Consider the following 21,792-nt stretch of genomic DNA (forward strand, 5'->3'; position numbering starts at 1 on the left):
AACCTGTTCCCTTTTTTATCGTTTATAACCGGTGTCGAGCCGGCGTTCGGTGTACATTGAATAGCGCGACATGCCGAAGCAGAACAGCCAGAAAACGAAGGCGGCAAAGATCAGGCCGGACCTCGCGGTCTGCGGGGTCGCCCAGTTTGCATCGGCGAAATTCTGCTTCACCACGCCGAGCAGGTCGAACATCGAGATGATCAGGACCAGGCTGGTGTCCTTGAACATGCCGATGAAGGTGTTGACGATGCCCGGAATGACCAGCTTCAGCGCCTGCGGCAGCACGATCAGGCTCATCTTCTGCCAGTAGCCGAGGCCGAGCGAATCGGCCCCCTCATACTGGCCCTTCGGGATCGCCTGCAAGCCGCCGCGAATCACTTCGGCCATATAGGCGGCGGCAAACAGCGACACACCGATCAACGCACGCAGATACTTGTCGAAGGTAACGCCCGCGGGCAGGAACAGCGGCAGCATGACGCTGGCGAAGAACAGCACGGTGATCAACGGAATGCCGCGCACCGTCTCGATGAAGACGATACAAAGCCATTTGATGATCGGCATCTTCGAACGGCGCCCGAGCGCCAGCACGATGCCCAAAGGCAGCGACACCGCAATGCCGACGAAGGAGAGGCTGAGCGTCACGAGAAGCCCGCCCCAGCGCGAGGTCTCGACAACCGGCAGGCCGAACACGCCGCCAAGCAGCAGGAAGAAGGCGACGATCGGCAGCGCTACGAACAGCAGCATCGCATTCAATCCCTTGCGCGGCACGCGCGGGATCAGCATCGGCACCAACAGCGCCACGAACAGGATGGCGACCAGGATCGGCCGCCAGCGCTCCTCGATCGGATAGGTGCCGAACATGAACTGGCCGAACTTGGCGTTTACGAAAGCCCAGCAGGCACCGGTCCAGCCGTCCGGCTGGATGCCGCCTTGCGTGACGGTAGTGCAGACGGTGCGATCCGGCCCGGTCCACTGGGCATTAAGGAAGGCCCAGCTGATGACCTGCGGCAGGATCCAAAGCACGATGGCGATGCCGAGGATTGTGAGGACGATGTCGCCGACCGAACCGATCAGGTTCTTGCGCACCCAGGCATAGGCGCCGCGTTCGGTAGGCGGCGCCGGCTGGGCAAGCGCCATCTCGGTGCGCACCCAGGACATGTCATGTTCCTGCATGGCCCTACCTCTCTACCAGCGCCATTCTGGCATTGACGATATTCATGACAAAGGACGTCACCAGGCTCAGCACCAGATAGGCGATCATCATTATGAACACGCCCTCCACCGCCTGCCCGGTCTGGTTGAGCACCGTGCCGGCGGTCGCGGTAAGGTCCGGATAGCCAATGGCGATCGCCAGCGAGGAGTTCTTGGTCAGGTTGAGATATTGGCTGGTGAGCGGCGGGATGACTATGCGCATCGCCTGCGGGATGACCACCAGCCGCAGGATCGGACCGGAGCGGAGGCCGAGCGCCGCCGCTGCTTCGCTTTGCCCTTTGTTGACGCCCCTGATGCCGGCGCGCACGATCTCGGCGATGAAGGCCGCCGTGTAGAAGGAGAGCGCCAGCAAGAGCGACAGGAATTCCGGCTTGACCCAGAAGCCGCCGGTCAGGTTGAAGGTCGACTGCTTCGGAAAATCGAAGGTGAGCGGCATGCCGCCGAGCAGGAAGGCCAGCACCGGCAAGCCGACGATAAGCGCAACCGACGTCCAGAAGACCGGAAACTGCTGGCCTGTCGCCTTCTGCCGTTGTCGCGCTCTGTGGGAGACGAACCAGGCCATTGCAATGGCGAGCAGCAGTGCGACGCCTATCAGCCAGGAGCCATCGCCCCAAACGGCGCGCGGAAAATAGAAGCCGCGCTGGTTGAGGAACGAGCCGAAAGGCAGGTGGATGCTCTCGCGCGGCGGCGGCAGCACGGCCAGCACGCCGGAATACCAAAAGAAGATGACCAGCAGCGGCGGGATGTTGCGGAAGATCTCGACATAGACCGTGCAGATCTTCCGGATCAGCCAGTTCTGCGACAGGCGGCCGATGCCGATGGCGAAGCCCACGATGGTCGCAAGCACGATGCCGGCGGCGGCGACGATGATCGTGTTGAGCAAACCGACGACCAGCGCGCGGAAATAGGTCGAGTCGGACGTATAGGCGATCGGCGTGTCGGAAATGTCGAAGCCGGCCCTGCTCCTGAGAAAACCGAAGCCCGACGCGATGTGCAGACGCTGGAGGTTTTCGATGACGTTGTGGACGATCCACCAGATCGAACTGAACAGCAGGATCACAACCAGCGTCTGAAAGAACAGGCTACGTATTCTCGGGTCATTGATGAAGGAGCCGCGACTCGGCTCCTCGCGAAGGATTTCCTGCGAAGCCATGGACCGTCCTCTGGAAAGAGAAACCGGGAGACAGACGACCTGCCTCCCGGATCACGTTTCAATCAGCGGATCGGCGGACCGTATTGCAGGCCGCCCTTGGTCCACAGCGCGTTGATGCCGCGCGCGATCTTGAGCGGGCTGCCCGAGCCGACATTGCGCTCAAACATTTCGCCGTAGTTGCCGACAGCCTTGACGATGTTGACGACAAAGTCGTTGGAGAGGCCGAGATCGGCACCATACTTGCCGTCCGGTTCAGTGCCGAGAAGGCGCTGGATGTTCGGGTCGGTCGACGTCTTCATCTCATCGACATTGGCCTGCGTGATGCCGGCTTCCTCGGCGTTGAGCAGCGCGAAATATGTCCAGCGCGCGATATGCGCCCACTGGTCGTCGCCCTGGCGCACGGCCGGGCCGAGCGGCTCCTTGGAGATGATCTCGGGCAGCACGACATGGTCGGCCGGCGAGGAGAGCGTCAGACGGATACCATAAAGGCCGGACTGGTCTGTGGTGTAAGCATCGCAGCGGCCGGCGTCATAGGCGGCGTTGACCTCTTCAAGCTTCTCGAACACGACGGGGTTGTACTCCATCTTGTTCTTCTTGAAGTAGTCGGCGAGGTTAAGCTCGGTGGTGGTGCCGCTCTGCACGCACACGGCGGCGCCCGAAAGCTGCAGCGCGGAGTTCACGCCGGGCAGCTTCTTGGCGTTGATCATGAAGCCCTGGCCGTCATAGTAGGTGATGCCGACAAAATCGAGGCCGAGCGCGCTGTCGCGGTTGCTGGTCCAGGTGGTGTTGCGCGACAGGATGTCGATCTCGCCCGACTGCAAGGCGGTGAAACGCTCCTTGGCGCTGAGCGGCGTGAACTTGACTTTGGAGCCGTCACCGAAGACAGCGGCGGCAACGGCGCGACAGAAGTCCGCGTCGATACCCTTCCAGTCGCCCTTGTCGTCCGGTGCCGAGAAGCCGGCGAGGCCGGTCGAGACGCCGCACTGGATAAAGCCCTTCTGCTTCACGGTATCGAGCGTGCCGGCCGAAGCGGCAGACGCCATGAACCCGAACGCGGCGACGCCAAGAATGCCGATTGCAATGTGTTTCATGACCCACAGACCCTTTTCTGTTACAGGCGCCCCTATCGCCAGGCGACGCTTGATCTTTTTTCGTTTGTGAATGCAGCTCCCACTCCAAGGCCCACTCCCGGGACCCGCATCGGTTGCGATGCGCTGCCTCCCATTCACGAAACGCATCGAAGGCGATTATTCCTGTGAGGTCAAGGGAAATGACCGATTCCAGGGAGGTTTGAAAAGCAATTGGCGCAAATGCCTGAATTGCGGACAAGAGCACATGAAACCGGCAGGCGATGCGAACAAATCAGCCAAGTCGCGCCGTCGCGAATCCGTGGTCTGGCGGCAGAATCCGCTGCGGCAATGGCGGTGCTTTACTGGGCTTGCGCGCATTTGGATTGGCCCAGCGGAAGACCGGCTTTTGGCGGGCGCGGCGCGGTTGCGCCGGCTTTGCCGCCGCTTTATGGCTGGTTCCTGACATCATTCGACAGGCGATGAACCATGGCTAGAGACGGCATCGAGATGGGCATCAATACGCTGCTTGCCCATTCCGGCAACAACCCGCGCGACTATTTCGGCTTCGTCAACCCGCCGGTCGTGCATGCCTCGACAGTGCTTTATCCCGACGCTGCTTCGATGGCCGGGCGCAGCCAGAAATACACTTACGGCACGCGCGGCACCCCGACGATGGACGCGCTGACGCTCGCCGTCGATGCGCTGGAAGGCTCGGCCGGCACGATCGCGGTGCCTTCCGGGCTGGCGGCGGTGACGGTGCCGCTGCTCACTTTCCTTGCCGCGGGCGACCACTTGTTGATCGTCGACAGCGTCTACCACCCGACGCGCCACTTCGCCGACACGATGCTGAAGCGGCTCGGCGTCGAGATCGAATATTACGAGCCGCGCATCGGCGCCGGCATCGCTTCGCTCATCAAGCCAAACACAAAGGTGGTGTTCACCGAATCGCCGGCATCGAACACCTATGAGGTGCAGGACATCCCGGCGATCTCCGAGGCGGCACATGCGGCGAACGCCATCGTGATGATGGACAACACCTGGGCGACGCCGCTCTATTTCAAGCCGCTCGACCATGGCGTCGACATCTCCATCCACGCAGCGACGAAATATCCGGGCGGCCATTCCGACGTGCTGCTCGGCCTGGTTTCGGCCAACGACGCCTGCTGGACAAAACTTTATGATGGGTTTTGCGCGTTGGGCTGCTGTTCCGGTCCCGACGATATCTACCAGGTGCTGCGCGGCCTGCGCACGATGGGCGTGCGGCTCGAGCATCACCGCAAGAGCGCGCTCGACATCGCGCGCTGGCTGGAGGAGCAGCCTGGCATCGGGCAGGTGCTGCATCCGGCGCTGGAAAGCCATCCCGACCATGCGCTCTGGAAGCGCGATTTCTGCGGCTCGAGCGGAGTCTTCTCGATCGTGCTCAACGGCGGCGGCCAGAAGGCCCAACACGCCTTTCTCGATGCGCTCAAGATCTTCGGCCTCGGTTATTCCTGGGGCGGCTATGAAAGCCTTGCCGTTCCGGTCTTCCTCGGCGACCGCTTGCTTGCCAAAGGCTCATATGCCGGCTCGCTGATCCGCCTGCAGATCGGGCTCGAGGATGTCGAAGATCTCAAGGCCGACATTCTGCGCGGGCTCGCGGCGGCCGCCGCAGCCGGATGACAGGCTGATCGGCACGGAATCCGCACCGGCGGCAGACAAGCCCCGGTCGAAGCGGTAGCATGGTCCGTGCAACTAGCTCGGGAACCTTTTGTCGGCAGGCGCATCCAACCGTGGATGCAACATCTGTCGGGAGATCGGGCGCGATGATAAAGCCCGCCATCGAAACTGCCGAGGTCGGTACGGCCGAAGCCGGCGACATGGCATTGGTTCGCCGGGCGCTTGCGCGCGATCCGAATGCGTTCCGTGCCATTATCAAGACGTACAACCAGCGACTCTACCGCATCGCGCGCGGCGTGGTGCGCAATGACGCGGAGGCCGAGGACATCGTGCAGGAGGCCTATTTGCGCGCCTTCGCCAGTCTCAGCAGCTTTCGCGGCGAGGCTTCGCTCTCCACCTGGCTGTCGCGCATTGTCATCAACGAAGCGCTCGGCCGGCTGCGCAAGCGCAAGCGCGTCGCGGCGATGGATGAGAACCCGGAGGCGCAGATCATCCGGTTTCCCTTGAATCCAACCGACTTGAACCCAGGCGACGATCCGGAGCGGACGATGGCGCAGCGGCAGATTCTGAGGCTTGTCGAACGAGCGACCGACAGCCTTCCCGATGTCTATCGCACCGTCTTCGTCGCCCGCGTCATCGAGGGCCTGAGCATCGAGGAAACCGCCGATTTTCTCGGCGTGAGGCCCGAGACGGTGAAGACCAGGCTGCACCGGGCGCGAATGCTGCTGCGAAAGGCACTGGACGACGAGATCGGTCCGGTGCTGCTCGACGCCTTCCCCTTTGCAGGCCGGCGTTGCGAGCGGCTGACGCAGGCGGTGATGAAGAGGCTGGATTTCGAAGGCTAACTTTCCCGGGAACGTTTCGACGCGTTCGGCATCCAATCTACCGTCAACCTCAAATGAAGCCCGAGGCCAGCGCCGCCGGGCGAAGGAGATGCCATGTTCATGCGATCAACCGCCGCCCTCGCCGCCCTTTTCTTCGTGAGCACGGCGCCGCTGGCGCTAGGCGCCGAAAAGCCCACCGACCCGCAGATCGCCCACATTGCCTATACGGCCGGCACGCTCGACATCGAAGCGGCCAAGCTGGCGATCAAGAAGTCCAAGAACAAGGAGGTCGTCGACTTCGCCAAAGACATGGAGCGCGACCATGAGGCGGTGAACAAGCAGGCGCTCGACCTCGTGAAGAAGCTGAAGGTCACGCCCGAGGACAACGACACCAGCAAGGCCCTGACCAAGGCTGCGAAGGAAGAACGCGCCAAGCTGGCGAAGCTGAAAGGGGCTGCCTTTGACAAGGCCTATATCGAGAACGAGGTGGCCTATCATAAGCAGGTCAACGGCGCGCTCGAAACCTTGCTCATCCCCTCGGCCAGCAATGCTGAGCTGAAGAGCCTGCTGGAGACCGGCCTCAAGGTTTTCCAGGGACATCAGCAGCATGCCGAACACGTTGCCGGCATGTTGAAATGAGGCTGCTATTGCTTTGTTTTGAGGCAATTCCTGACGGAAGGCTACGGCGAAGTCGCCGCGCCCAACCGTTTCACACTTTTCCAGGAATTGCTCTGGTCACCCTGGCGCTGGCCCTCATCGCATCGCCGGCGTTCGCGGCGACGATCGAGATAACGATCGACAAGCTGGTCTTCTCGCCCGCAAACATTCAGGCCAAGGTCGGCGATACGATCGAGTGGACGAACAACGACGTGATCGCCCACACCGCGACGGTGAAAGGCGGCTGGGACGTGATGATCCCGGCAAAGTCGAAGGGCAAGGTTACGCTGAAGGCGGCGGGGACAGTGGACTATTTCTGCCGCTTCCATCCCAACATGAAGGGCCATGTCGAGGTGGCGCCCTAGCTATCCGAGAGCGAGGCGCGCGCAGCGCCTCGCTTGACCTTGCAGCAATCCTCCCATGCCGAAAGCAGCCTCAGCGCCGCGCGCCGCATTCGCACACTTTCGCCGAGGCCAGGACATCCGGGCGAATTGCCGAACCGACTCTGCAAACCGTCGTAAAAGCTTGGCGCGATTGAGAAAGCCGAGGCCGCTGGCGGCGCGTCCTGCGCGGATCGCTGTGCAATAATATTCTCTTCAGCGGCGAATCTGCGGATTGGGTTGGCTTTCAAATCCGCGGCTTCAGCGGCATTGCGGGCAACGCAATTCCACCTCTTCGATCCAGGGCCTGCCATGGCGTTTCGCCTTTTCGTTCCGATCCTTGCTGGCGCGACGCTTCGCGAACGGCTGCTTGCCTGCCTCGGCGCTACCATCGGTATCGCGCTCACCGGCATGATTAGCGGGCTCGCCATGGGTAGCGGCCCGCTTGTGGCGATGCTGGTGGCGCCAATGGGCGCTTCGGCGGTGCTGCTCTTTGCCGTTCCCTCGAGCCCGCTGGCGCAGCCCTGGTCGATCATCGGCGGCAACACGATTTCGGCGCTGGTTGGCGTGACGGTGGCGCATTTTGTGCATGACACGGTGATCGCCTCCGGCCTAGCGGTGGCGCTGGCGATCGCCGCCATGTCGTTCACGCGCTCATTGCATCCGCCGGGCGGCGCAGCGGCGCTTACCGGCGTGCTCGGCGGGCCTGCCGTAGCCGCCGCGGGCTTCCTGTTTCCCTTCGTGCCGGTAGCACTCAACTCGACCATCCTGGTTGCGCTCGGCTTCCTTTTCCATAAGCTGTCGCGGCGCAACTATCCCCATGTGCACGTGCCCGCCGCCCGCGGCCACGGCACCGCCGACCGGCCGCCGGCCGAGCGCGTCGGCTTCCGGCCCGAGGATGTCGACGCCGCCCTCTCGGCGCTCGACGAGACCTTCGATATCGACCGTGACGACCTGGAGCGCCTGCTGCGCCAAGTCGAGTTGCAGGCCATGGTGCGCTCGCAGCGTACGCTGCTTTGCAAAGACATCATGTCGCGCGATGTGATCTCCGTGGCGGAAACGGCCTCGGCCGACGACGCGCGCAAACAGCTGATCGACCACAACATCCGCACCTTGCCGGTGATCGACGCGGACGGACGGCTCTCCGGCGCGGTCGGTCTGCGCGAGCTGACGAGGGCGACCGACACGGTCAAAGGGGTGATGTCTAAGGCCGGCGCCGCCTCTCCCGACACGCCGGCGATGAGCCTGCTACCGGTGCTGACCGACGGGCGAAGCCATGCGGTGGTGATCGTCGATGCCGAGCGGCGCATCCTCGGCCTGATCACCCAGACCGACCTGCTTGCAGCCGCCGCGCGCCTGCAGCAGACAGACAAGGCGCCGTTGAAAGCGGTGGCCTAGGCAAGGCCCTCATCCCGGCAGGCCGGCTGCCAGGTCGAGGCGCTGCCGCCGGTCATCTCGCCGCGGCGCTCTCAATCTGGCGGTCCGAAGGGACAGCGTCTTCAGGCCCAGGCCAGCCAGGCGGTGCCGGCAAGAAGCGTCACCAGCGTCAGCGGCAGGCCGACCTTGAAGAATGCGGAGAAGGAAAGCTCCTTGCCGGCAGCTTTTGCCTGTTCGGCGACGATCAGATTGGCAACCGAGCCGAGCAGCGTGAAATTGCCGGCAAGCGTCGAGCTCATCGCCACGACCAGCCAGGCGCGCCCCGGGTTTTCCAGCCCAGGAACGAAGGGCCGGAGCGCCAGCACCGCCGGCACATTGCTCATGATGTTGGAAAGCACCGCGGTGAAGCCGGAGAGCCGCCAGACATCGTCTAGTCCGATGTTCTTGGCCCAGGCGATCATGTCGGGCGTGAGCAAAGTGCGCTCGGCACCCGCCACCACCACGAACAAGCCGGCGAACATGAAGAGCAGCGGTCCGTCGATCTCGCGGTAAATGCGCCGCGGCTTGATTGCCCGCGTGACCAGCAGGAAGGCGCCGGCAACGAGCGCCGCCTTCGCGACGGGAACGCCGGCGAAGAAGGCGAGCGCCAGCAACACGCACACGATGGTGGCCTTCAGCACCTGCCCGGGCAGCATGCGGCCGCGATAGACTTCCGGGCTGAGTTCGGCAGGGCGGGAGAATTCGGCACGGTAGACGATGCGTACGATGACGATGACGCAGAGCAGGCCGAACAGCGCCACCGGCGCGAGCGCCAGCGTGAAAGCCGGATAGGAAATACCGGACAGCGCACCGATCACCATGTTCTGCGGGTTGCCTGTGATGGTGGCGACGCTGCCGCAGTTCGAGGCCGTGCAGGTAGCGATGAGGTAGGGCACCGGGTTGCGGTTGATGACTCGTGTGACGTGCACGACGATCGGCGCCATCACCAGGCAGATCGCATCGTTGACCAGGAAGGCCGAGAGCGCGCCGGTCAGCAGCGTCACCATCACCAAAAGCATGAAGGGCGCGTGGGCATGCTCGATGGCAAAGCCGCCGAGCGCCCGAAACGCGCCCGAGACCTTCAGATGCGCCACGACGATCATCATGCCGAGCAGCAACGTGATGGTGTCGAAATTGATGGCTCTGTAGGCATCTTCGATGCCGATCGCGCCGATGGCGATCATGGCGGCGCCGCCCAGCAGCGCGATGCCGGCGCGGTCGAGCCGCAGGCCCGGAATGCGGCCGACGGCGACGCCGGCATAGGTGAGCACGAGGATGAAAAGCGCGCCCGCGCCGGTCCATGTCATTGCAAGAAGGTTCCCGTTGCCTGCCCTGTCCCGCCGGAATCGATCGACGCACCGGGCGGCACCACATTTAGCAAGGCCAGCGCAAAGGGAAAGCGCGCAAGCGCGTGAAAGCTTATGTCGCTTTCATGCCTTTCACATTCATAAACGCTAATGTAAAGAATGGTGAATTAACATATGTGACCGATAATCCAGGCGTTGGGGACTAAACGGATGAACACGGTCGTTGAAGCGGAACATAGCGTCCCGTCACGGGAGGAACTGATGCGTCCGCAGGAATGCCCCCGCTGTCACGGGGCCAAGAAGGTTTTTGTTTGCGCGCGCTGGCTGAGCTCGAACGGCCATTGCTGCCCAGGGGGCACGCATCGGCTGAATTGTCCGGGACACAGTATCGCCTGCCTCGAATGCAGTGTGCGCGAGAGCTAGCGGGATTCGCGGATCTGCCGCCGGTCGACCGCAACACCGCCGAATCCTGTTCTATGGCAGCAATGATCATCTGACTGCGATGCGCCCTGCGATGGCAAACACTTCCGCTCCTTGCCGTCGTCGCGCTGATCGTCACCTTACGCGCCAACTTCGCCGAAACGCAGATCGGGAACCGCAACGCCAGTCGCGAAGCAATTGGCCGGCGGCGAAGCTGAGGGACGCGCTGGCGACGCCCTGAGGCCCGGTCGCGCCGTGGGCCGTCAGATGCGGCCGAGCAACACCAGGATGATCACGATGACCAGGACGAGTCCGAGGCCGCCGCCGCCATAATAGCCGGTGCCGTAGAAAGGCCCTCCGCCTAAGCCGCTGAAGCCGCCAAGCAGGGCAAGAATGAGAATGATGATGAGAATCGTGCCGAGGCCCATGGTTTCTTCCTCTCTGACAGTGCGATCCCGCGCATTGCTATCGAGGAAGTGAACTCGCAAGCCGCGCGCATGTTCCGCCGACGTCGAAGCCAGCTTCTGTTTTCGCACGACACGATCGGCGGCTCGATCCGCTTGGAACCATTTCGCAGCCGGCAACGTTGGAGCCTGCCCATCCGGGCAATCTTGGTAAGGAGGCAGGCATATGGGCGCATCGATCCTTATCGGCATATTGATCACCTTCCTGGTGGTGATCCTGGTGCTCTACCTCGTGCAACGCCTGCCGCTAGATGCCCGCGCGCGGCAGATCGCGCAGATCATCGTCATCATCATCGGAATCGTTTCGCTGCTCAAATATCTTGCGGTATTCTAGCCGCGATCCATATTCGACAGCCGGAAACTTCAAAAGCCCGGCGTCCCCATGAGAACCCTGTCGATCGCACTTGGCGCAGGCAAAATATTGTGCGCCGGCCCAATGTTGTGCACCATGAGCGCTGCCTACGCCCGGCCGGACACACGCGCGATGACTTGCGAGCAGACGCAGACACTCATCAAAGGCGATCGTGCCATAGTTTTGAGCACGGGTCGGGACACCTATGACCGGTTCGTTCGGCAATTCGGCAATGCGTGCGACTGGCCGGAAGTGCCTGTGTCGACGACGGTTCCGACCAAGGACGGCGAGTGCCGCGTCTATCGGTGCGAGGAGCCGATCAACCTCCCCGACTGACCGCCGCTTCTTGCACGCAGGCGTGGAACCATCGCAACTTGTTGCGGGTTTTAGCAGCCGGCAGCGGGACCTGCCGGGCGCGAGGGAAACTGGCTCTGTGCATAACCGAGGGAGGAACGGCAATGCCTGAAATCGCACGCAGCGGGAGTTGCCTGTGTGGCGGGGTGCAGTTCCGCGTCACCGGGGAGCCGCTCCGGGTCGGACTCTGTCACTGCAAGGACTGCCGCAAGCGGATCGGCCTTCCATGCCTACGCCGTATGGCCGCTAAAAGCGTTCGAAACCACCGGCATCACCAGCAGCTATGGCGCTCGGAGCTTTTGCCCCACCTGCGGAAGCCGCGTTCCGTTCGTCGGCGACGACGAGGCCGAAGTGACGATCGGCAGCCTGGACGTTGCGCCAACCGAAGGGCTGGTGCCGAGCTACGAACTGTGGATCGGACGCCGCGAGCCCTGGTTGCAGGCCCTCCCCGCGGCGCGCCAGTTCGAGCATGACCGGATCGCCGATGATTCGGCCGCAAGCGCTGAAGCCGACCTGGAGCCGCGGCAAAGCTTGGCTTAGGTTGATCTCTTGCCAGACTTTAGTCCGAACGACCTTCAGTCTGGTGACGGCTTCGGCACGTCCGGGAGGACGCCCGGCCGCGGACTGATGCGCGAGCTTTTCTCGAAGTTTCGCGTTTTTCAACCACCGGTCGGTTTGCCGGTCAATCGGCTGACGCTAGCATTTGGATATGCTGCAAATATGAGGCGGTAAGCCGGCTTGGCTCCCTGCAGCAGCACGCAAAGAGTTTTATTCTTTTTACAAAATATAAGAATTTTCAACCATCCTTCTTGTGGAAATACAACCTCCTGGATTGTTTCGCCTGCTTGCCCGCCGCGTTTTCGTGTGAAACGCCAAGCGGCAGTTGCAACATCAGGGTGAAAATTCTTTCGACTCAAGAAATTTTTCTTCGCCGTCTTTCCGGTTATACCGAACACGGCATCCCGAATTGCCACCGGCAGCAAGCCTTATGACTTCGGGCCTTGTACAAAAGGCCATGTTTGTTTCTTACCGTTTTTGCGGCATAGTGCTGCCAAAGCTTGAAACCGGACGGGGCGGTTTTCATGACGTCGGCGCCTGAACACGACCGCAACATGCATATGCGGTATCCACCGATCGACGGGTTCTGGACGTGGGACATCAAGCGCGACCGCGTTTATGGCGATGCCAATCTTTCAGATTATTTCGGTCTGACACTCGATGAGTTCTCTCACGGCGCCTCGCTTGAACGATGCATGCAAAGCATCGATCGGGACGACCGCTCACGGGTTCGGCTGGCGATCCGCAAGGCCGTGGAGCGCAGGTCCGCATTCAGGGAGGTCTATAGGGTCCATTCCGAAAAGATGGGGTTGCGCAAGATCCTGGCCGTCGGCCAATGCTATGTTGACGGGACAGGCGAGGCAGCGCTCTATCCCGGCTGGTTCGTCGATTTGACGGACGACGCCGCGTGCGAAGAGCAGGCGCTGCGCGAGATCCGCAACCATGTCGGGCAAGCCAAGGACCTGGCGCGGTCGATCGGACACGAGCTGATGTCGTATCTCCTGGACAACATCGAGGAAGAGGTCGAGCAGCGGCTTGGCGCAAGTCTGGGGAGGCGAAGATCGTCTTGAAGCAGCTTTCGCCGATTGCTCGCGGGTCAATTTCGCTTGCCGCGCCGGCCGACTTCAGCCGCGACCATGCGCGCAAAATGCGACTGGGGCGACCGGCGCTCTATGAGCTTGGCCCGCTCCAGGGCCGCATCGCCGTAAAATTCGATCAACACGCCGGCAGCCTTGGCGGCGTCGGCTCTCAATCGGCCCAAATCGGCTTGCCCGCTCTCGCTCGGGGGCTCGCTCCTGGCGATCACGTCAAGCATGGCTTGCAACTTGTCAGGAGTGCTGCCCTCGTCTTCGTGCATGGTCGCCATCCGATTGGGCGCGTAAAATATCGACATTTCCGCGCGATGTCCAACAGCTTCGTTGATCCGGCGTCCTCAGTGCAACCGAGTGCAGCTTCACCGCGAGCGAGGCGATAATCTTCGTACAAGCATAGTGAGCCAAACTTACCGCACCGACATTTGGGGGCACCCATGGACCAGCCTAGCAAAATGGAAAACCTGCAGTTCGCGCAGGGAATCCTGCGAGAACTTCGCCAGAAGGCGGAGGCCGATGGCGAGAAGCTTCTGACCTACCTGATCGACATGGCTTATCTCGAAGCTAGCGACCGCATCCGCGCCCACTGGATCGGCAGCCACGAACACGAAGGCCGCCGAGCCAAGGGCTGAGGCCCGCCGGGCCGGGACAACCGGCCGGAACGCAAAAAGCCCGCCATGCCTTCCGGCATGGCGGGCGGATCAAAGCGCGTGAAACCTATGTCAAACGCGGCGGTCGCTGATTATGACGCGGCCGCCTGTTGGCGAACCGGAAGCTTCCAGCCCGGCCGTGCGAAATGGCAGGTGTAGCCGTTGGGATAGCGCTCGAGATAGTCCTGATGCTCGGGCTCGGCTTCCCAGAAGGGCCCGACCGGAGCGAGCTCGGTGACGACCTTGCCAGGCCACAGGCCGGACGCGTCGACATCGGCTATCGTGTCCTCGGCGATACGTTTCTGCTCATCGCTGGTATAGAAAATCGCCGAGCGATAGCTCGCGCCGATATCATTGCCCTGGCGGTTCTTCGTCGTCGGATCGTGGATCTGGAAGAAGAATTCGAGCAGTGTGCGAAAGCTGGTCCTGGCCGGATCGAAGATGATCTCGATCGCCTCGGCGTGGGTGCCGTGGTTGCGGTAGGTGGCGTTGGGGACATCGCCGCCGCTGTAGCCCACGCGCGTCGAGATCACGCCGGGCAAGCGCCGGATCAGATCCTGCATGCCCCAGAAGCAGCCGCCGGCAAGGACCGCGCGCTCGGTGGAAGAAGCCATGTCGTACCTCCTTTGGATTGCTCCATAGATAGGCGTTGCGCCTGGATTCTTCCAGCGGCTCGAGCGGGCCAGCCGAACACACCGGCATCTTGGTCCGGTGTGGACGATCCGCCGGTCGACGTCTTGATGCCCTGCACGGCTTCGGTCCGCCGCGATCAGGAATCCGGCGTTTGTTTGAATCTTCGCACCACCACCTCGAACACGATGTCCGAGATCCACATTGCCGAGACTCCGATGAGGAAAGCGGCGGCGAGCGTGGTGGTGTCGTCGGCGGCGGGGATCGGCAGGCCGCTTGCCCGGACCCAGGCGACGACGGGCAATGTCAGATAGGCGGCGGCCAAGGCGCCGCAGATGGGCGAGGCAATCATCTCGCGCAGCTTGTAGCGATGGCGCGACAGCGCCCGCAGCACGCCGCCGGCGAGCCCCGCTGCCACGACCTGGCCCTTGATGCCCAGGAGATCGAAGATGTCATGCATCACGGCCTCCAGCCGCAGAGTTTCTCGCCCTTGCGGTTGTACGCAAGCAGCGCCCTCGCCTCCTGGTCGGACAAGGCATCGACCGCGCTGGCAGAGAGGCGCATCGGCGGGGCGACGGCGCAGAAGCTGCCCCTGGCCGTGGTGCAGCCGGCGAGCGCGGCGACGATGGCGGCGACGATCAATCCCTTGCCCATGATTTCAGCTCCTTTCTAACCGCGTCAGCCGGCAAAGCGCCGACCTCGTTGTCGACCTGGTCGGCGACATCCCGGGCCGCGGCCTCGGCGTCGGCCTGCTTGCTGCGCTCGGCCCTTGCGCCTGCGAGGCGCTGGCGGAAGCCCCAGCCGAGCGCGCCGACAAGGCCGGCGCCGATCGCCAGGATTGTCGGATTGGTGAGGATCCATCCCAGCAGCGCGCTCATAGCAGCGCTCCGATGAGAAGACCGGCGACAAAGCAGGCGGCGCCGATGACGACATACGGCCTGGCGGCTTCGATACAGGCGGTGAGCAGACCTTTCAGATTTTCCATGGTCAATGCTCCCAGCCGAACCGGCGCGCGAGCAGATGCCACCACTCCGCCGCGGCGGCGATGGCAAGACCGAGGCCGGTCTCCAGCGCCATTTGAATGTCGGGATCGGCGGAGAATGCCGAGGCGTCGTCGGCGCCCAGAAGGCCGCGCGCGACAAGCACGCCCGCGCAATAGCGCAGGGCGACGCGGATGATGACGGCAATCATTGGCAGAACACTCCGAAAAGATTGCAAGGAAGATGCGCGGTCCACGCGGTGAGCGAGCCGAGCGCCAGCGCGATCAGCGCGAGGACGCAGGCTACCTTGGCGGGCGATGCGGATTTGTGTGGCACAGCGGGCGCCTCGCCGGCGGCAGGCGATCCGGCGCCGGCAGGGGTTGCGGCTAGCGGGACGTCATCGGGGGACGCGGGCCCCGGCGAAGCGGATCCCTCAGTCGCCGACGGCGCGGCCGACATCAGCAGCGCCTGCCGGCGCACGGAGGCGACTCGGGCGCTCCAGCCCCGGCCGAAGCTCGGCCAAGTCGATAGTTTTTTCAGGAAGGCGAGCCGCGCGTCGCACAGCGCATCGATGACGACGCCGGCGGGTTTTGCCCTCACCGCCGCCAGCGTGGCCGGGCCAATGCGGCCATCCTGAACAACGCCGAGCACACCTTGAAGATACTTCGCCGCCCTGCCCGGCCCACTGTTCACGGCGAAGTCGAACAGCGCGTAGTCGATGCCGCCGGGGAGCTGAGCGCCCGCTACAGCATCCCAATAGAAACGGCGGTAGACGGTGGCGACTTGGTCATCCGAGATGGCGCGCAGATCGGCCTTCGTGGCGTCTGCTTTGACGTAGCGGCGGAAATTGGCGAGCGTGACGCCCTTCATGGTGGCGCCGCCGGGGTCGGCGGGGTTGTCGGACCAGCCGCCTTCGGAGGTGAGGACGAGCGAAAGGGCACGCGCAAAGTTGCGGTCCATGGGGGTTCCTTTCGGATTATGTTTGGATATGGCCGGCGCCAAGAGAGGGCCGATGCGCGACGGCTTGACCTTGAGGCGCACCGATGTTCAGGCGGAGACGTTTGACGAGGCGGCGGCGACGCTCGGGCCAGTCAAGGGTGGGCTGAGCCGGAAGCCGACAGCGGCCGGACTAACTGGGCTGCTTAAGTGACGATCACTCGGCAGGAGCGAACGCTCTGCCACGCATATGCCTGATGCCGACCAGTTCTCCCATGCCATCGAGTTCCATCAGGCAGCCATCTGGACAACCCAGTTGGTGCCGTCTGAAATCAGCAGCGCCCACTTCCCCGCAGTAGCGGCAAGGATAGCAGTTCCGGCCGCACCACCCGCAAGCGGCACGACATTCGCCGAAGCAGAAACTGTCGTGAAGGCTACAGTCGTCTTGATAAGGATCTCACGGCCGGGCCAGCTGGACGCCGACGGTAGGGTGGCGACGCAACTTGACCCCTTCGTTACGATAATGCTGTTTTCCGCATCTCCAACCGTGAAGTCAGCACTTTTCGTGACTGGGCCCGAACGCCCAAAGCTGCCTGATACCATTGACATAAACCCCCTATTGTCGACGGTCACCCGATCGGTGACAGCGGCCGCGCCGTCAGAGGTCGTCGAAATTTTAACCTTACCAGGCATGTCCCCTACGCCGGGAGTGCCGTCCACCACAATGGAGATGGACGCGGCCGGCGGAGCGTTCACGCCATCATCGCCGTAGCCGATCACTGTCGCAAGAGTGTCACCGTTCTGAACGATCGCGCGCGCTCCCGGCGAGGTTCCTCGAGACTTGAACATCCCGATAGTGGAGCCCCCGACGGAATTGGCCCAACGATAGAAATTCCCTTGCGCGCCGCCGGCATCCGTGCCGTGGGATTGGAACTGCGGCGCCGAGGCGCTGGTCGCCCCCACTGCCACCGACGTGCCATAACCGAGCATGAACTTGCCGAGGAGGTAGGACAGGACGGCTGTGCCGAAGTTCCTCAGCAACCCTGAGGCTGGTTTCGCCCCGGTCCGCCCAATGACGTTGTTGGCGATAGCTCTACCGATCGCCCAACAACCAGCGCCTGTAGGGTGTGCCGTGTCTTGCCACATAGCGGCGGAAGTCCAGCCGGGATAAACGAACTGGCGTGTCTCCGGCTCAACCTGCGCGCACTGCTGGAGGACGGTATTCATCACGTCCTTACCGGAGGTGCCCCCCAAGACTTCCGGCATGAGCCCGCAAATGGTGACGGGCAGCTCGCGAGGATACCACGTCTCTCCGCGGAACCGGGTCTGTACTGTTTCGAAGTCCGTCTGATAGGTCGTTGGCGTTGCGATGTCGCCCTCGCCCTGCCACCACAGCATGTGGCTGATCTTCGACCGGCCGAGCAGCGTCAACGCCGCTTCGACGTTGTTTTTGCAGTTCGCATACTGGTCCGGTGAAGATGCGCCCGCCTTCCACTGAGCGATCCCGTTCGGCGGTACCAGCAAGCCGACGCGGACCAGATAGACCTTGCGAAGCGGGTTATTCTCGGCAATTGCGGCAGCGAAAGAGTACGACGTGTTGATTTTCGTGCCGTCGAGCGCAGCAAACGCCGTCCCGGTCGTGCCGTCAACGCCGCTGTAATTCCAGTTGTAGAGGTTCGTCGGCGGCGTCCACAAATAGTTCTCCTCTTTGCCGATGTTCGATTGTCCTGTAGCGAGGATAACGATGGGATCTGTGGTTATCCCAGGCAGAGCCGCCGCCGCAGCAGCGGACGCCGCCGCCGAAGACGCGCTGCCCGCCGCCGCAGTGGCTGAATTCCCTGCATTGGTCGCTGCGGTCGAGGCTGTCGATGCTGACCCAGCAGCGGCCGTCGCCGACGTTGACGCGGCGCTTGCCGAGCCGGAAGCGGCCGTGGCCGAGCCGGCCGCATTGGTGGCGCTGGTGGCCGCCGCGTTCTTGGAGGTGAGTGCTGCGGCCGCGCTCGCGGCGGCGGCATTGGCAGCATTCACCGCGCCGCCAAGCGTGTCCTGCGAGAGATAGAAGCTGAGCACGATCGGGTCGGCGCCAATCACCGGATCCAGCGTCTCGAAGGCATAGACGCGATCGGCCGAGACCGTGCCCTCCTGCACATGTACCGTCGTGCCCTTCTGCATCGTGCGCGCGGTGCGGGCGTCGGCGGCGCGAAACCACTGGCCCTCGCTGGCGGTGTAGATACCGTTCTGGGTCTGGTCGGCCTGGTCCTTGACCAGCACGCGGTCGCCAACTTGGGCGGCCACGCCGTCGATGGTCTGCAGGGCATAAAGGGTGATGTTCGCGGTCGTCGCCAGGCGCACGGGTTCGCGTTCGTCACATAAACGAGGTCCGCCTCGGTATCCCAGGCAAGCTCGACCGCGGCCGACGGATGGTCCCAGCCGAAATCGAGCGCGCCGATACGTGGCCACCAGCGCGGCAATTTGAACGGCTCGCAGGTGATCGTCTCCTCCGCCACCGGGAAGATGCGGCCGGAGCCCAGCACCGGAATGCCTTTCGCGCGGGCCTCGCGCTCGTGCTCGGGATAGGCGGCGACGATTTCGGCGCGCTGCTCGGGCGTGTAATGCCCGGCATCGTCGATGGTCATGAAGGTAACGTGGCGGGACATGGCAAACCTTTCCCTTCTCCCCTTGTGGGGTCCGAAGGACGGGGCGAGACCCGTGGCTCGCCCCCGGGCGGTGGATCGGCGCGCAGCGCCGAGATGGATGAGGGGTGTTCCAGCGGAGCGACGCGCTGGCGTTCCCTGGGGCACCCCTCATCCGGCCGCTGCGCGGCCACCACCCGGCCTTTCGCAGGCTCAAGGCGTTCGAAGCTCGAAGAGCCAAGCGATTGGCTTTTCGTCCGCCAAACGGACCACTTCTCACCCCGCGAGGGGAGAAGGGAAGAGCTTCACGTCGCGATGTCGTTCACCGGCGCCAGCGGCGCGGGAAGCGCGGTCTCGCCAAGGCCACGGCGTAGCTCGATCTCGATGTCGCGGCAGATTTGCGAGATCGGCACGTCGTTGGCATTGCCTTCGAACGGATTGGCGCTGCTCTCGCCGACCAGGTCCAGCGACATGTAGACCCAGCCCAGCAGCGCGCTGAACGGGATGGTCAGCCAGATCGAGATCCAGCCGAGCACGCCGCCCAGCTTGCCCATGTCGGCAAAGACCGGAACGACGCCGAAGGGCAGCAAGGTGCAGAAGATGATCATGAATATCGAGCTCACGATCGCGTATTGCCGGGGATAGGGATTGTTCTTGATGCGATCGCAGCGCGCCTGCTGGTCCTGGAAGTCGCGTATCAGCTTGGTCAATTCGGAATAGACCTGCGTCGGAATGGCCGAGCTCTTCAACAAGCCGTTGACCACGGTCAATTGCCTGTCGAGAAGCTCTATCGCCGGCTGCGGCGATTTCAGCACGCCTTCGGCTTCCTCGCCCAGCAGCCTGCGCAGTTCCTCGGCAAGCGACGTCTTGTCCTCCTCAATGTGATAGCGACGGCGCCTGAACTCGATGTTAGCCGCTTTCGCCAACGATTCCCAAGGCATCGGCCGCCGCAGCGAAAAACGCAGCGCCGTCAGCCAGGCGAGATGGCGGTGGATCAGCTGCCGGGCGGCGGCCGCATCCATGAAATCGCGGCAGAAGCCGGACAGCATCCGGCTGCTGGCGGTGATCTGCGAAAAAGCCTGCAGAGCCTCGTTGGCGCGGGTGAAGACCTGAGAATTCTTGAAGCCGGTGACCAGCGACACCGTTGTGCCGAGCACCAGCACGACCGACCACGGCACCGAGAAGCCCGCGGTCGCCGGAAGGCGGTAGGCGGCGATCGCCAACCCGCTCACCACGACCATGTAGATGACGCTGCGCCGCGACCAGAGCGCGAAGTCCAGCAATCTATAAGAACGGCCTACATACATTCCCGAAATCCCTCACGGCATGCAAATCGCGCGACCGCGCGTTCGCGCACCATAAGGGGTGGAAATCGTTTTGACAGGGCCTACGGCTTTCCCTTTCTCCCCTTGTGGGAGAAGGTGGATCGGCGCGAAGCGCCGAGACGGATGAGGGGTGTTCCAGCGGAGTGAGACGTTGGTTTTTCTGTCGCTATGCCCCTTCGCTGTACGAGCGCTTTTGCCAAGCTGGAGCACCCCTCATCCGACTGAGCTACGCTCGGCCACCTTCTCCCACAAGGGGAGAAGGGAAAGCCAACGCTCAGCCCTTATAGCCCTCGTTGACGCAGTCGTTCTTCCAGGCCCAGTCGAAATCGGCCTGCGACATGGACGAGCCGAGGCCCGGTTCGACATAGGGCCCGGCGCCGTCGATATAGACGATGAAGCGCGCTTGCTTGGTGAAGATCCCGACCTTGCTTGCGATGACGCCGCAGGTCTGGCCGCTCGCGCTGTCGCCGGTGAGGTCGACATGCGAGAAACTCGCCGCCGGATCGTTGGTCAGGCTCCGCATCCTGGCTTCGGCCGAAGCGATCGCATCGCCGCGCCAATCGCCGCTAGAGCCGGAACAGGCCGAGAGCAACGCGCAGGAAAAAATCAGGCTCGGTATCGGTCGCATGTCGGCTCCGGATCGTGGCCGAAAGCTACTCGACCTTCGGTTGCGGCCAAAGCGGCATCGCAAATCATGGTTTCGGCGCGGTTTCGGAATGGGGTGCCGTCGCCGAAGCTGCCGATCTCCCCCCTTGTGGGGGAGATGTCCGGCAGGACAGAGGGGGGCGCTGTCCCGCCGGCGTATCAGTGGTCAAGTCGGTGTATGAGCGGTCAGACCCATCCACAATGGTTCGAGGAAGCACGCCGCGGGCAAAGTCGAGGTAAACACTCTACGGCCCCCCCCTCTGCCCTACCGGGCATCTCCCCCACGAGGGGGGAGATTGGCCGTCACCTACGTCTTCCCAATCTTCTCAACCTCGCCCGCGCTCAAGAACCTGAGCACCACGTCGCTCATGCCGAGCAGCGGCGTGAACGTCACGATCGTAATGCCATCCGTGGCATTCGTACGGGTGAGGCCCTCGGAATAGATATCCAGCGGCGGTTCCTCGTCGAACCAGACGCCGTGCAGCGTCTCGCCCTGCCATTTCTCGCGGCCCTTCTCGTAACTCTTGAACGAAAGCACGCTCTCGCCGGCCTGCACGTCGCCGCCGCCGCCCCAGCGCACGACGACGCTGTCAATTGCGCCGGGAACACTGCGGCCCATCACCATATCGGCGATGGCATCGGCCGGGATCATGCCGGTGCCCCATTCTGCCTGTTGTTGCGGCGGACCGACCAGCACGCGCTGCGGATTGTCGCGCGTGCCTTCGCCGGTCACGCCGGCGGCCCAGAGCCGCACCGGGTGGTCGAACATTTTGCCCTTCCACCAGCCCGGATAGCGACCGGTGAGGTGCATGGCCCATTCCGCGCCCCCTGCCCTGGTCTTGCCCAGCTGGTTGCCGGCCATGAACAGGCGTTCGCGGTTCGTTGCCCCTGCCGCGTGAAATTCGGCCTGCTGCTTGTAGGGCGCGTAGGCTGCAAGAAGGTTACGGCGACGCCTGCGGTCCATCTCCTCGAGCAGCGCCAGATAGGTTTGCATCGCTGTCCAGGAGCGGCCGGAGGCTCGCTTCGAGGCCGCGGATGCGGCTGCGGATCTCGTCATCGCTCAACTGCTCGAGACTGGT

Annotated in this window: 26 protein-coding genes and 2 pseudogenes; 10 read left to right on the top strand and 18 right to left on the bottom strand. The window is 63.2% G+C overall.

Features of this window, described 5'->3' with window-relative positions:
• Positions 1-15 precede the first annotated feature (15 nt).
• From FJ419_RS19975 to FJ419_RS19985, 3 genes are all read right to left on the bottom strand, one after another.
• Positions 16-1,173: an amino acid ABC transporter permease gene (locus FJ419_RS19975; protein ID WP_140545462.1), complete on the bottom strand. Its 1,158-nt coding sequence runs from the start codon at positions 1,171-1,173 to the stop codon at positions 16-18.
• A gap of 4 nt (positions 1,174-1,177) precedes the next feature.
• Positions 1,178-2,365, bottom strand: a complete 1,188-nt coding sequence (locus tag FJ419_RS19980; protein WP_140697129.1) for an amino acid ABC transporter permease — start codon at positions 2,363-2,365, stop codon at positions 1,178-1,180.
• A gap of 62 nt (positions 2,366-2,427) precedes the next feature.
• Entirely contained in the window at positions 2,428-3,456 is a 1,029-nt protein-coding gene (locus FJ419_RS19985) for an amino acid ABC transporter substrate-binding protein (protein ID WP_140697132.1), read from the bottom strand.
• A gap of 465 nt (positions 3,457-3,921) precedes the next feature.
• On the opposite strand from FJ419_RS19985, the gene FJ419_RS19990 reads away from it, so the two are divergent.
• The 5 genes from FJ419_RS19990 (at position 3,922) to FJ419_RS20010 (ending at position 8,350) form a co-directional block, all read left to right on the top strand.
• Entirely contained in the window at positions 3,922-5,094 is a 1,173-nt protein-coding gene (locus FJ419_RS19990; RefSeq protein WP_140697135.1) for a cystathionine beta-lyase, read from the top strand.
• A gap of 143 nt (positions 5,095-5,237) precedes the next feature.
• Positions 5,238-5,936, top strand: coding sequence for an RNA polymerase sigma factor (locus FJ419_RS19995; protein ID WP_140545458.1), 699 nt, complete (start codon positions 5,238-5,240; stop codon positions 5,934-5,936).
• A gap of 93 nt (positions 5,937-6,029) precedes the next feature.
• Positions 6,030-6,554: a DUF4142 domain-containing protein gene (locus FJ419_RS20000; RefSeq protein WP_140697138.1), complete on the top strand. Its 525-nt coding sequence runs from the start codon at positions 6,030-6,032 to the stop codon at positions 6,552-6,554.
• A gap of 86 nt (positions 6,555-6,640) precedes the next feature.
• Entirely contained in the window at positions 6,641-6,937 is a 297-nt protein-coding gene (locus tag FJ419_RS20005) for a cupredoxin family copper-binding protein (RefSeq protein WP_246679268.1), read from the top strand.
• Between the two features lie 327 nt (positions 6,938-7,264).
• Positions 7,265-8,350, top strand: a complete 1,086-nt coding sequence (locus tag FJ419_RS20010; protein ID WP_140697146.1) for an HPP family protein — start codon at positions 7,265-7,267, stop codon at positions 8,348-8,350.
• Positions 8,351-8,451: 101 nt separating this feature from the next.
• Here the strand turns inward: FJ419_RS20010 and FJ419_RS20015 are convergent, their stop codons facing one another.
• Positions 8,452-9,675, bottom strand: coding sequence for an anion transporter (locus FJ419_RS20015; protein WP_140697149.1), 1,224 nt, complete (start codon positions 9,673-9,675; stop codon positions 8,452-8,454).
• Positions 9,676-10,358: 683 nt separating this feature from the next.
• The gene (locus FJ419_RS20020; RefSeq protein WP_095768421.1) at positions 10,359-10,523 is read right to left on the bottom strand and encodes a DUF3309 family protein; all 165 of its coding nucleotides are present in this window, start codon (positions 10,521-10,523) and stop codon (positions 10,359-10,361) included.
• A 202-nt stretch (positions 10,524-10,725) separates the two neighbouring features.
• Between FJ419_RS20020 and FJ419_RS20025 the strand changes: the two genes are divergently transcribed.
• The 3 genes and pseudogenes from FJ419_RS20025 (at position 10,726) to FJ419_RS20035 (ending at position 11,805) form a co-directional block, all read left to right on the top strand.
• A complete protein-coding gene (locus tag FJ419_RS20025; protein WP_140545453.1) occupies positions 10,726-10,893 on the top strand; it encodes a Thivi_2564 family membrane protein in 168 nt (55 codons plus the stop codon).
• A 114-nt stretch (positions 10,894-11,007) separates the two neighbouring features.
• Complete coding sequence (locus FJ419_RS20030; protein ID WP_348642822.1) at positions 11,008-11,247, top strand: hypothetical protein; 240 nt, start codon at positions 11,008-11,010, stop codon at positions 11,245-11,247.
• A gap of 122 nt (positions 11,248-11,369) precedes the next feature.
• Positions 11,370-11,805 (top strand): annotated as a pseudogene (locus FJ419_RS20035) (GFA family protein).
• A gap of 119 nt (positions 11,806-11,924) precedes the next feature.
• Here FJ419_RS20035 and FJ419_RS20040 read toward each other — a convergent pair.
• The gene (locus tag FJ419_RS20040) at positions 11,925-12,248 is read right to left on the bottom strand and encodes a hypothetical protein (protein WP_140697152.1); all 324 of its coding nucleotides are present in this window, start codon (positions 12,246-12,248) and stop codon (positions 11,925-11,927) included.
• 75 nt (positions 12,249-12,323) lie between these two features.
• Here FJ419_RS20040 and FJ419_RS20045 point away from each other — a divergent pair, with 75 nt between their 5' ends.
• Positions 12,324-12,893: a hypothetical protein gene (locus FJ419_RS20045; protein WP_140697155.1), complete on the top strand. Its 570-nt coding sequence runs from the start codon at positions 12,324-12,326 to the stop codon at positions 12,891-12,893.
• A gap of 26 nt (positions 12,894-12,919) precedes the next feature.
• On the opposite strand, the gene FJ419_RS20050 is transcribed toward FJ419_RS20045, so the two are convergent.
• A complete protein-coding gene (locus FJ419_RS20050) occupies positions 12,920-13,180 on the bottom strand; it encodes a hypothetical protein (protein ID WP_140697158.1) in 261 nt (86 codons plus the stop codon).
• 171 nt (positions 13,181-13,351) lie between these two features.
• Here FJ419_RS20050 and FJ419_RS20055 point away from each other — a divergent pair, with 171 nt between their 5' ends.
• On the top strand, positions 13,352-13,546 hold the full coding sequence (locus tag FJ419_RS20055) for a hypothetical protein (protein ID WP_127235553.1): 195 nt from the start codon (positions 13,352-13,354) through the stop codon (positions 13,544-13,546).
• 110 nt (positions 13,547-13,656) lie between these two features.
• Here the strand turns inward: FJ419_RS20055 and msrA are convergent, their stop codons facing one another.
• The 11 genes and pseudogenes from msrA to FJ419_RS20115 all read right to left on the bottom strand — a co-directional run bounded on the left by msrA (position 13,657) and on the right by FJ419_RS20115 (position 21,770).
• Entirely contained in the window at positions 13,657-14,178 is a 522-nt protein-coding gene (gene msrA / locus FJ419_RS20060; RefSeq protein ID WP_140697161.1) for a peptide-methionine (S)-S-oxide reductase MsrA, read from the bottom strand.
• Positions 14,179-14,333: 155 nt separating this feature from the next.
• Entirely contained in the window at positions 14,334-14,654 is a 321-nt protein-coding gene (locus FJ419_RS20065) for a hypothetical protein (RefSeq protein ID WP_140545448.1), read from the bottom strand.
• Positions 14,654-14,848 carry a hypothetical protein gene (locus tag FJ419_RS20070; protein ID WP_140697164.1) on the bottom strand — a complete coding sequence of 65 codons (195 nt, stop codon included), beginning with the start codon at positions 14,846-14,848 and terminating at the stop codon, positions 14,654-14,656. The genes FJ419_RS20065 and FJ419_RS20070 overlap by 1 nt, the downstream gene beginning before the upstream one ends.
• Positions 14,833-15,072, bottom strand: coding sequence for an ABC transporter permease (locus FJ419_RS20075; protein ID WP_140697166.1), 240 nt, complete (start codon positions 15,070-15,072; stop codon positions 14,833-14,835). Before FJ419_RS20075 ends, FJ419_RS20070 begins: the two co-directional genes overlap by 16 nt.
• 109 nt (positions 15,073-15,181) lie before the next feature.
• A complete protein-coding gene (locus FJ419_RS20080) occupies positions 15,182-15,385 on the bottom strand; it encodes a hypothetical protein (protein ID WP_140697169.1) in 204 nt (67 codons plus the stop codon).
• Positions 15,382-16,134 (bottom strand): glycosyl hydrolase 108 family protein, encoded by a 753-nt coding sequence (locus FJ419_RS20085; protein WP_140697172.1) that lies wholly within the window; start codon positions 16,132-16,134, stop codon positions 15,382-15,384. The genes FJ419_RS20080 and FJ419_RS20085 overlap by 4 nt, the downstream gene beginning before the upstream one ends.
• A gap of 267 nt (positions 16,135-16,401) precedes the next feature.
• Positions 16,402-18,462: a sialate O-acetylesterase gene (locus FJ419_RS20090; RefSeq protein WP_246679263.1), complete on the bottom strand. Its 2,061-nt coding sequence runs from the start codon at positions 18,460-18,462 to the stop codon at positions 16,402-16,404.
• Between the two features lie 11 nt (positions 18,463-18,473).
• A pseudogene (locus tag FJ419_RS20095) lies at positions 18,474-18,746 on the bottom strand (terminase family protein); the annotation flags it as partial.
• Positions 18,747-19,048: 302 nt separating this feature from the next.
• On the bottom strand, positions 19,049-20,050 hold the full coding sequence (locus FJ419_RS20100) for a bestrophin family ion channel (protein WP_140697178.1): 1,002 nt from the start codon (positions 20,048-20,050) through the stop codon (positions 19,049-19,051).
• 292 nt (positions 20,051-20,342) lie between these two features.
• Positions 20,343-20,696 (bottom strand): hypothetical protein, encoded by a 354-nt coding sequence (locus tag FJ419_RS20105; protein WP_140697182.1) that lies wholly within the window; start codon positions 20,694-20,696, stop codon positions 20,343-20,345.
• 324 nt (positions 20,697-21,020) lie between these two features.
• On the bottom strand, positions 21,021-21,770 hold the full coding sequence (locus tag FJ419_RS20115; RefSeq protein WP_140697185.1) for a terminase family protein: 750 nt from the start codon (positions 21,768-21,770) through the stop codon (positions 21,021-21,023).
• Positions 21,771-21,792: the final 22 nt, after the last annotated feature.

This window comes from Mesorhizobium sp. B2-6-2 (assembly GCF_006440615.1).
Classification (GTDB): domain Bacteria; phylum Pseudomonadota; class Alphaproteobacteria; order Rhizobiales; family Rhizobiaceae; genus Mesorhizobium.

Bases quoted from the DNA above. Each gene is read 5' to 3' on its own strand.
- FJ419_RS19975 (WP_140545462.1), bottom strand. From the start codon at position 1,173: ATGCAGGAACATGACATGTCCTGGGTGCGCACCGAGATGGCGCTTGCC.
- FJ419_RS19980 (WP_140697129.1), bottom strand. From the start codon at position 2,365: ATGGCTTCGCAGGAAATCCTTCGCGAGGAGCCGAGTCGCGGCTCCTTC.
- FJ419_RS19985 (WP_140697132.1), bottom strand. From the start codon at position 3,456: ATGAAACACATTGCAATCGGCATTCTTGGCGTCGCCGCGTTCGGGTTC.
- FJ419_RS19990 (WP_140697135.1), top strand. From the start codon at position 3,922: ATGGCTAGAGACGGCATCGAGATGGGCATCAATACGCTGCTTGCCCAT.
- FJ419_RS19995 (WP_140545458.1), top strand. From the start codon at position 5,238: ATGATAAAGCCCGCCATCGAAACTGCCGAGGTCGGTACGGCCGAAGCC.
- FJ419_RS20000 (WP_140697138.1), top strand. From the start codon at position 6,030: ATGTTCATGCGATCAACCGCCGCCCTCGCCGCCCTTTTCTTCGTGAGC.
- FJ419_RS20010 (WP_140697146.1), top strand. From the start codon at position 7,265: ATGGCGTTTCGCCTTTTCGTTCCGATCCTTGCTGGCGCGACGCTTCGC.
- FJ419_RS20015 (WP_140697149.1), bottom strand. From the start codon at position 9,675: ATGACATGGACCGGCGCGGGCGCGCTTTTCATCCTCGTGCTCACCTAT.
- FJ419_RS20020 (WP_095768421.1), bottom strand. From the start codon at position 10,523: ATGGGCCTCGGCACGATTCTCATCATCATTCTCATTCTTGCCCTGCTT.
- FJ419_RS20025 (WP_140545453.1), top strand. From the start codon at position 10,726: ATGGGCGCATCGATCCTTATCGGCATATTGATCACCTTCCTGGTGGTG.
- FJ419_RS20030 (WP_348642822.1), top strand. From the start codon at position 11,008: ATGAGCGCTGCCTACGCCCGGCCGGACACACGCGCGATGACTTGCGAG.
- FJ419_RS20050 (WP_140697158.1), bottom strand. From the start codon at position 13,180: ATGCACGAAGACGAGGGCAGCACTCCTGACAAGTTGCAAGCCATGCTT.
- FJ419_RS20055 (WP_127235553.1), top strand. From the start codon at position 13,352: ATGGACCAGCCTAGCAAAATGGAAAACCTGCAGTTCGCGCAGGGAATC.
- msrA (WP_140697161.1), bottom strand. From the start codon at position 14,178: ATGGCTTCTTCCACCGAGCGCGCGGTCCTTGCCGGCGGCTGCTTCTGG.
- FJ419_RS20065 (WP_140545448.1), bottom strand. From the start codon at position 14,654: ATGCATGACATCTTCGATCTCCTGGGCATCAAGGGCCAGGTCGTGGCA.
- FJ419_RS20070 (WP_140697164.1), bottom strand. From the start codon at position 14,848: ATGGGCAAGGGATTGATCGTCGCCGCCATCGTCGCCGCGCTCGCCGGC.
- FJ419_RS20075 (WP_140697166.1), bottom strand. From the start codon at position 15,072: ATGAGCGCGCTGCTGGGATGGATCCTCACCAATCCGACAATCCTGGCG.
- FJ419_RS20080 (WP_140697169.1), bottom strand. From the start codon at position 15,385: ATGATTGCCGTCATCATCCGCGTCGCCCTGCGCTATTGCGCGGGCGTG.
- FJ419_RS20085 (WP_140697172.1), bottom strand. From the start codon at position 16,134: ATGGACCGCAACTTTGCGCGTGCCCTTTCGCTCGTCCTCACCTCCGAA.
- FJ419_RS20100 (WP_140697178.1), bottom strand. From the start codon at position 20,050: ATGTATGTAGGCCGTTCTTATAGATTGCTGGACTTCGCGCTCTGGTCG.
- FJ419_RS20105 (WP_140697182.1), bottom strand. From the start codon at position 20,696: ATGCGACCGATACCGAGCCTGATTTTTTCCTGCGCGTTGCTCTCGGCC.
- FJ419_RS20115 (WP_140697185.1), bottom strand. From the start codon at position 21,770: ATGACGAGATCCGCAGCCGCATCCGCGGCCTCGAAGCGAGCCTCCGGC.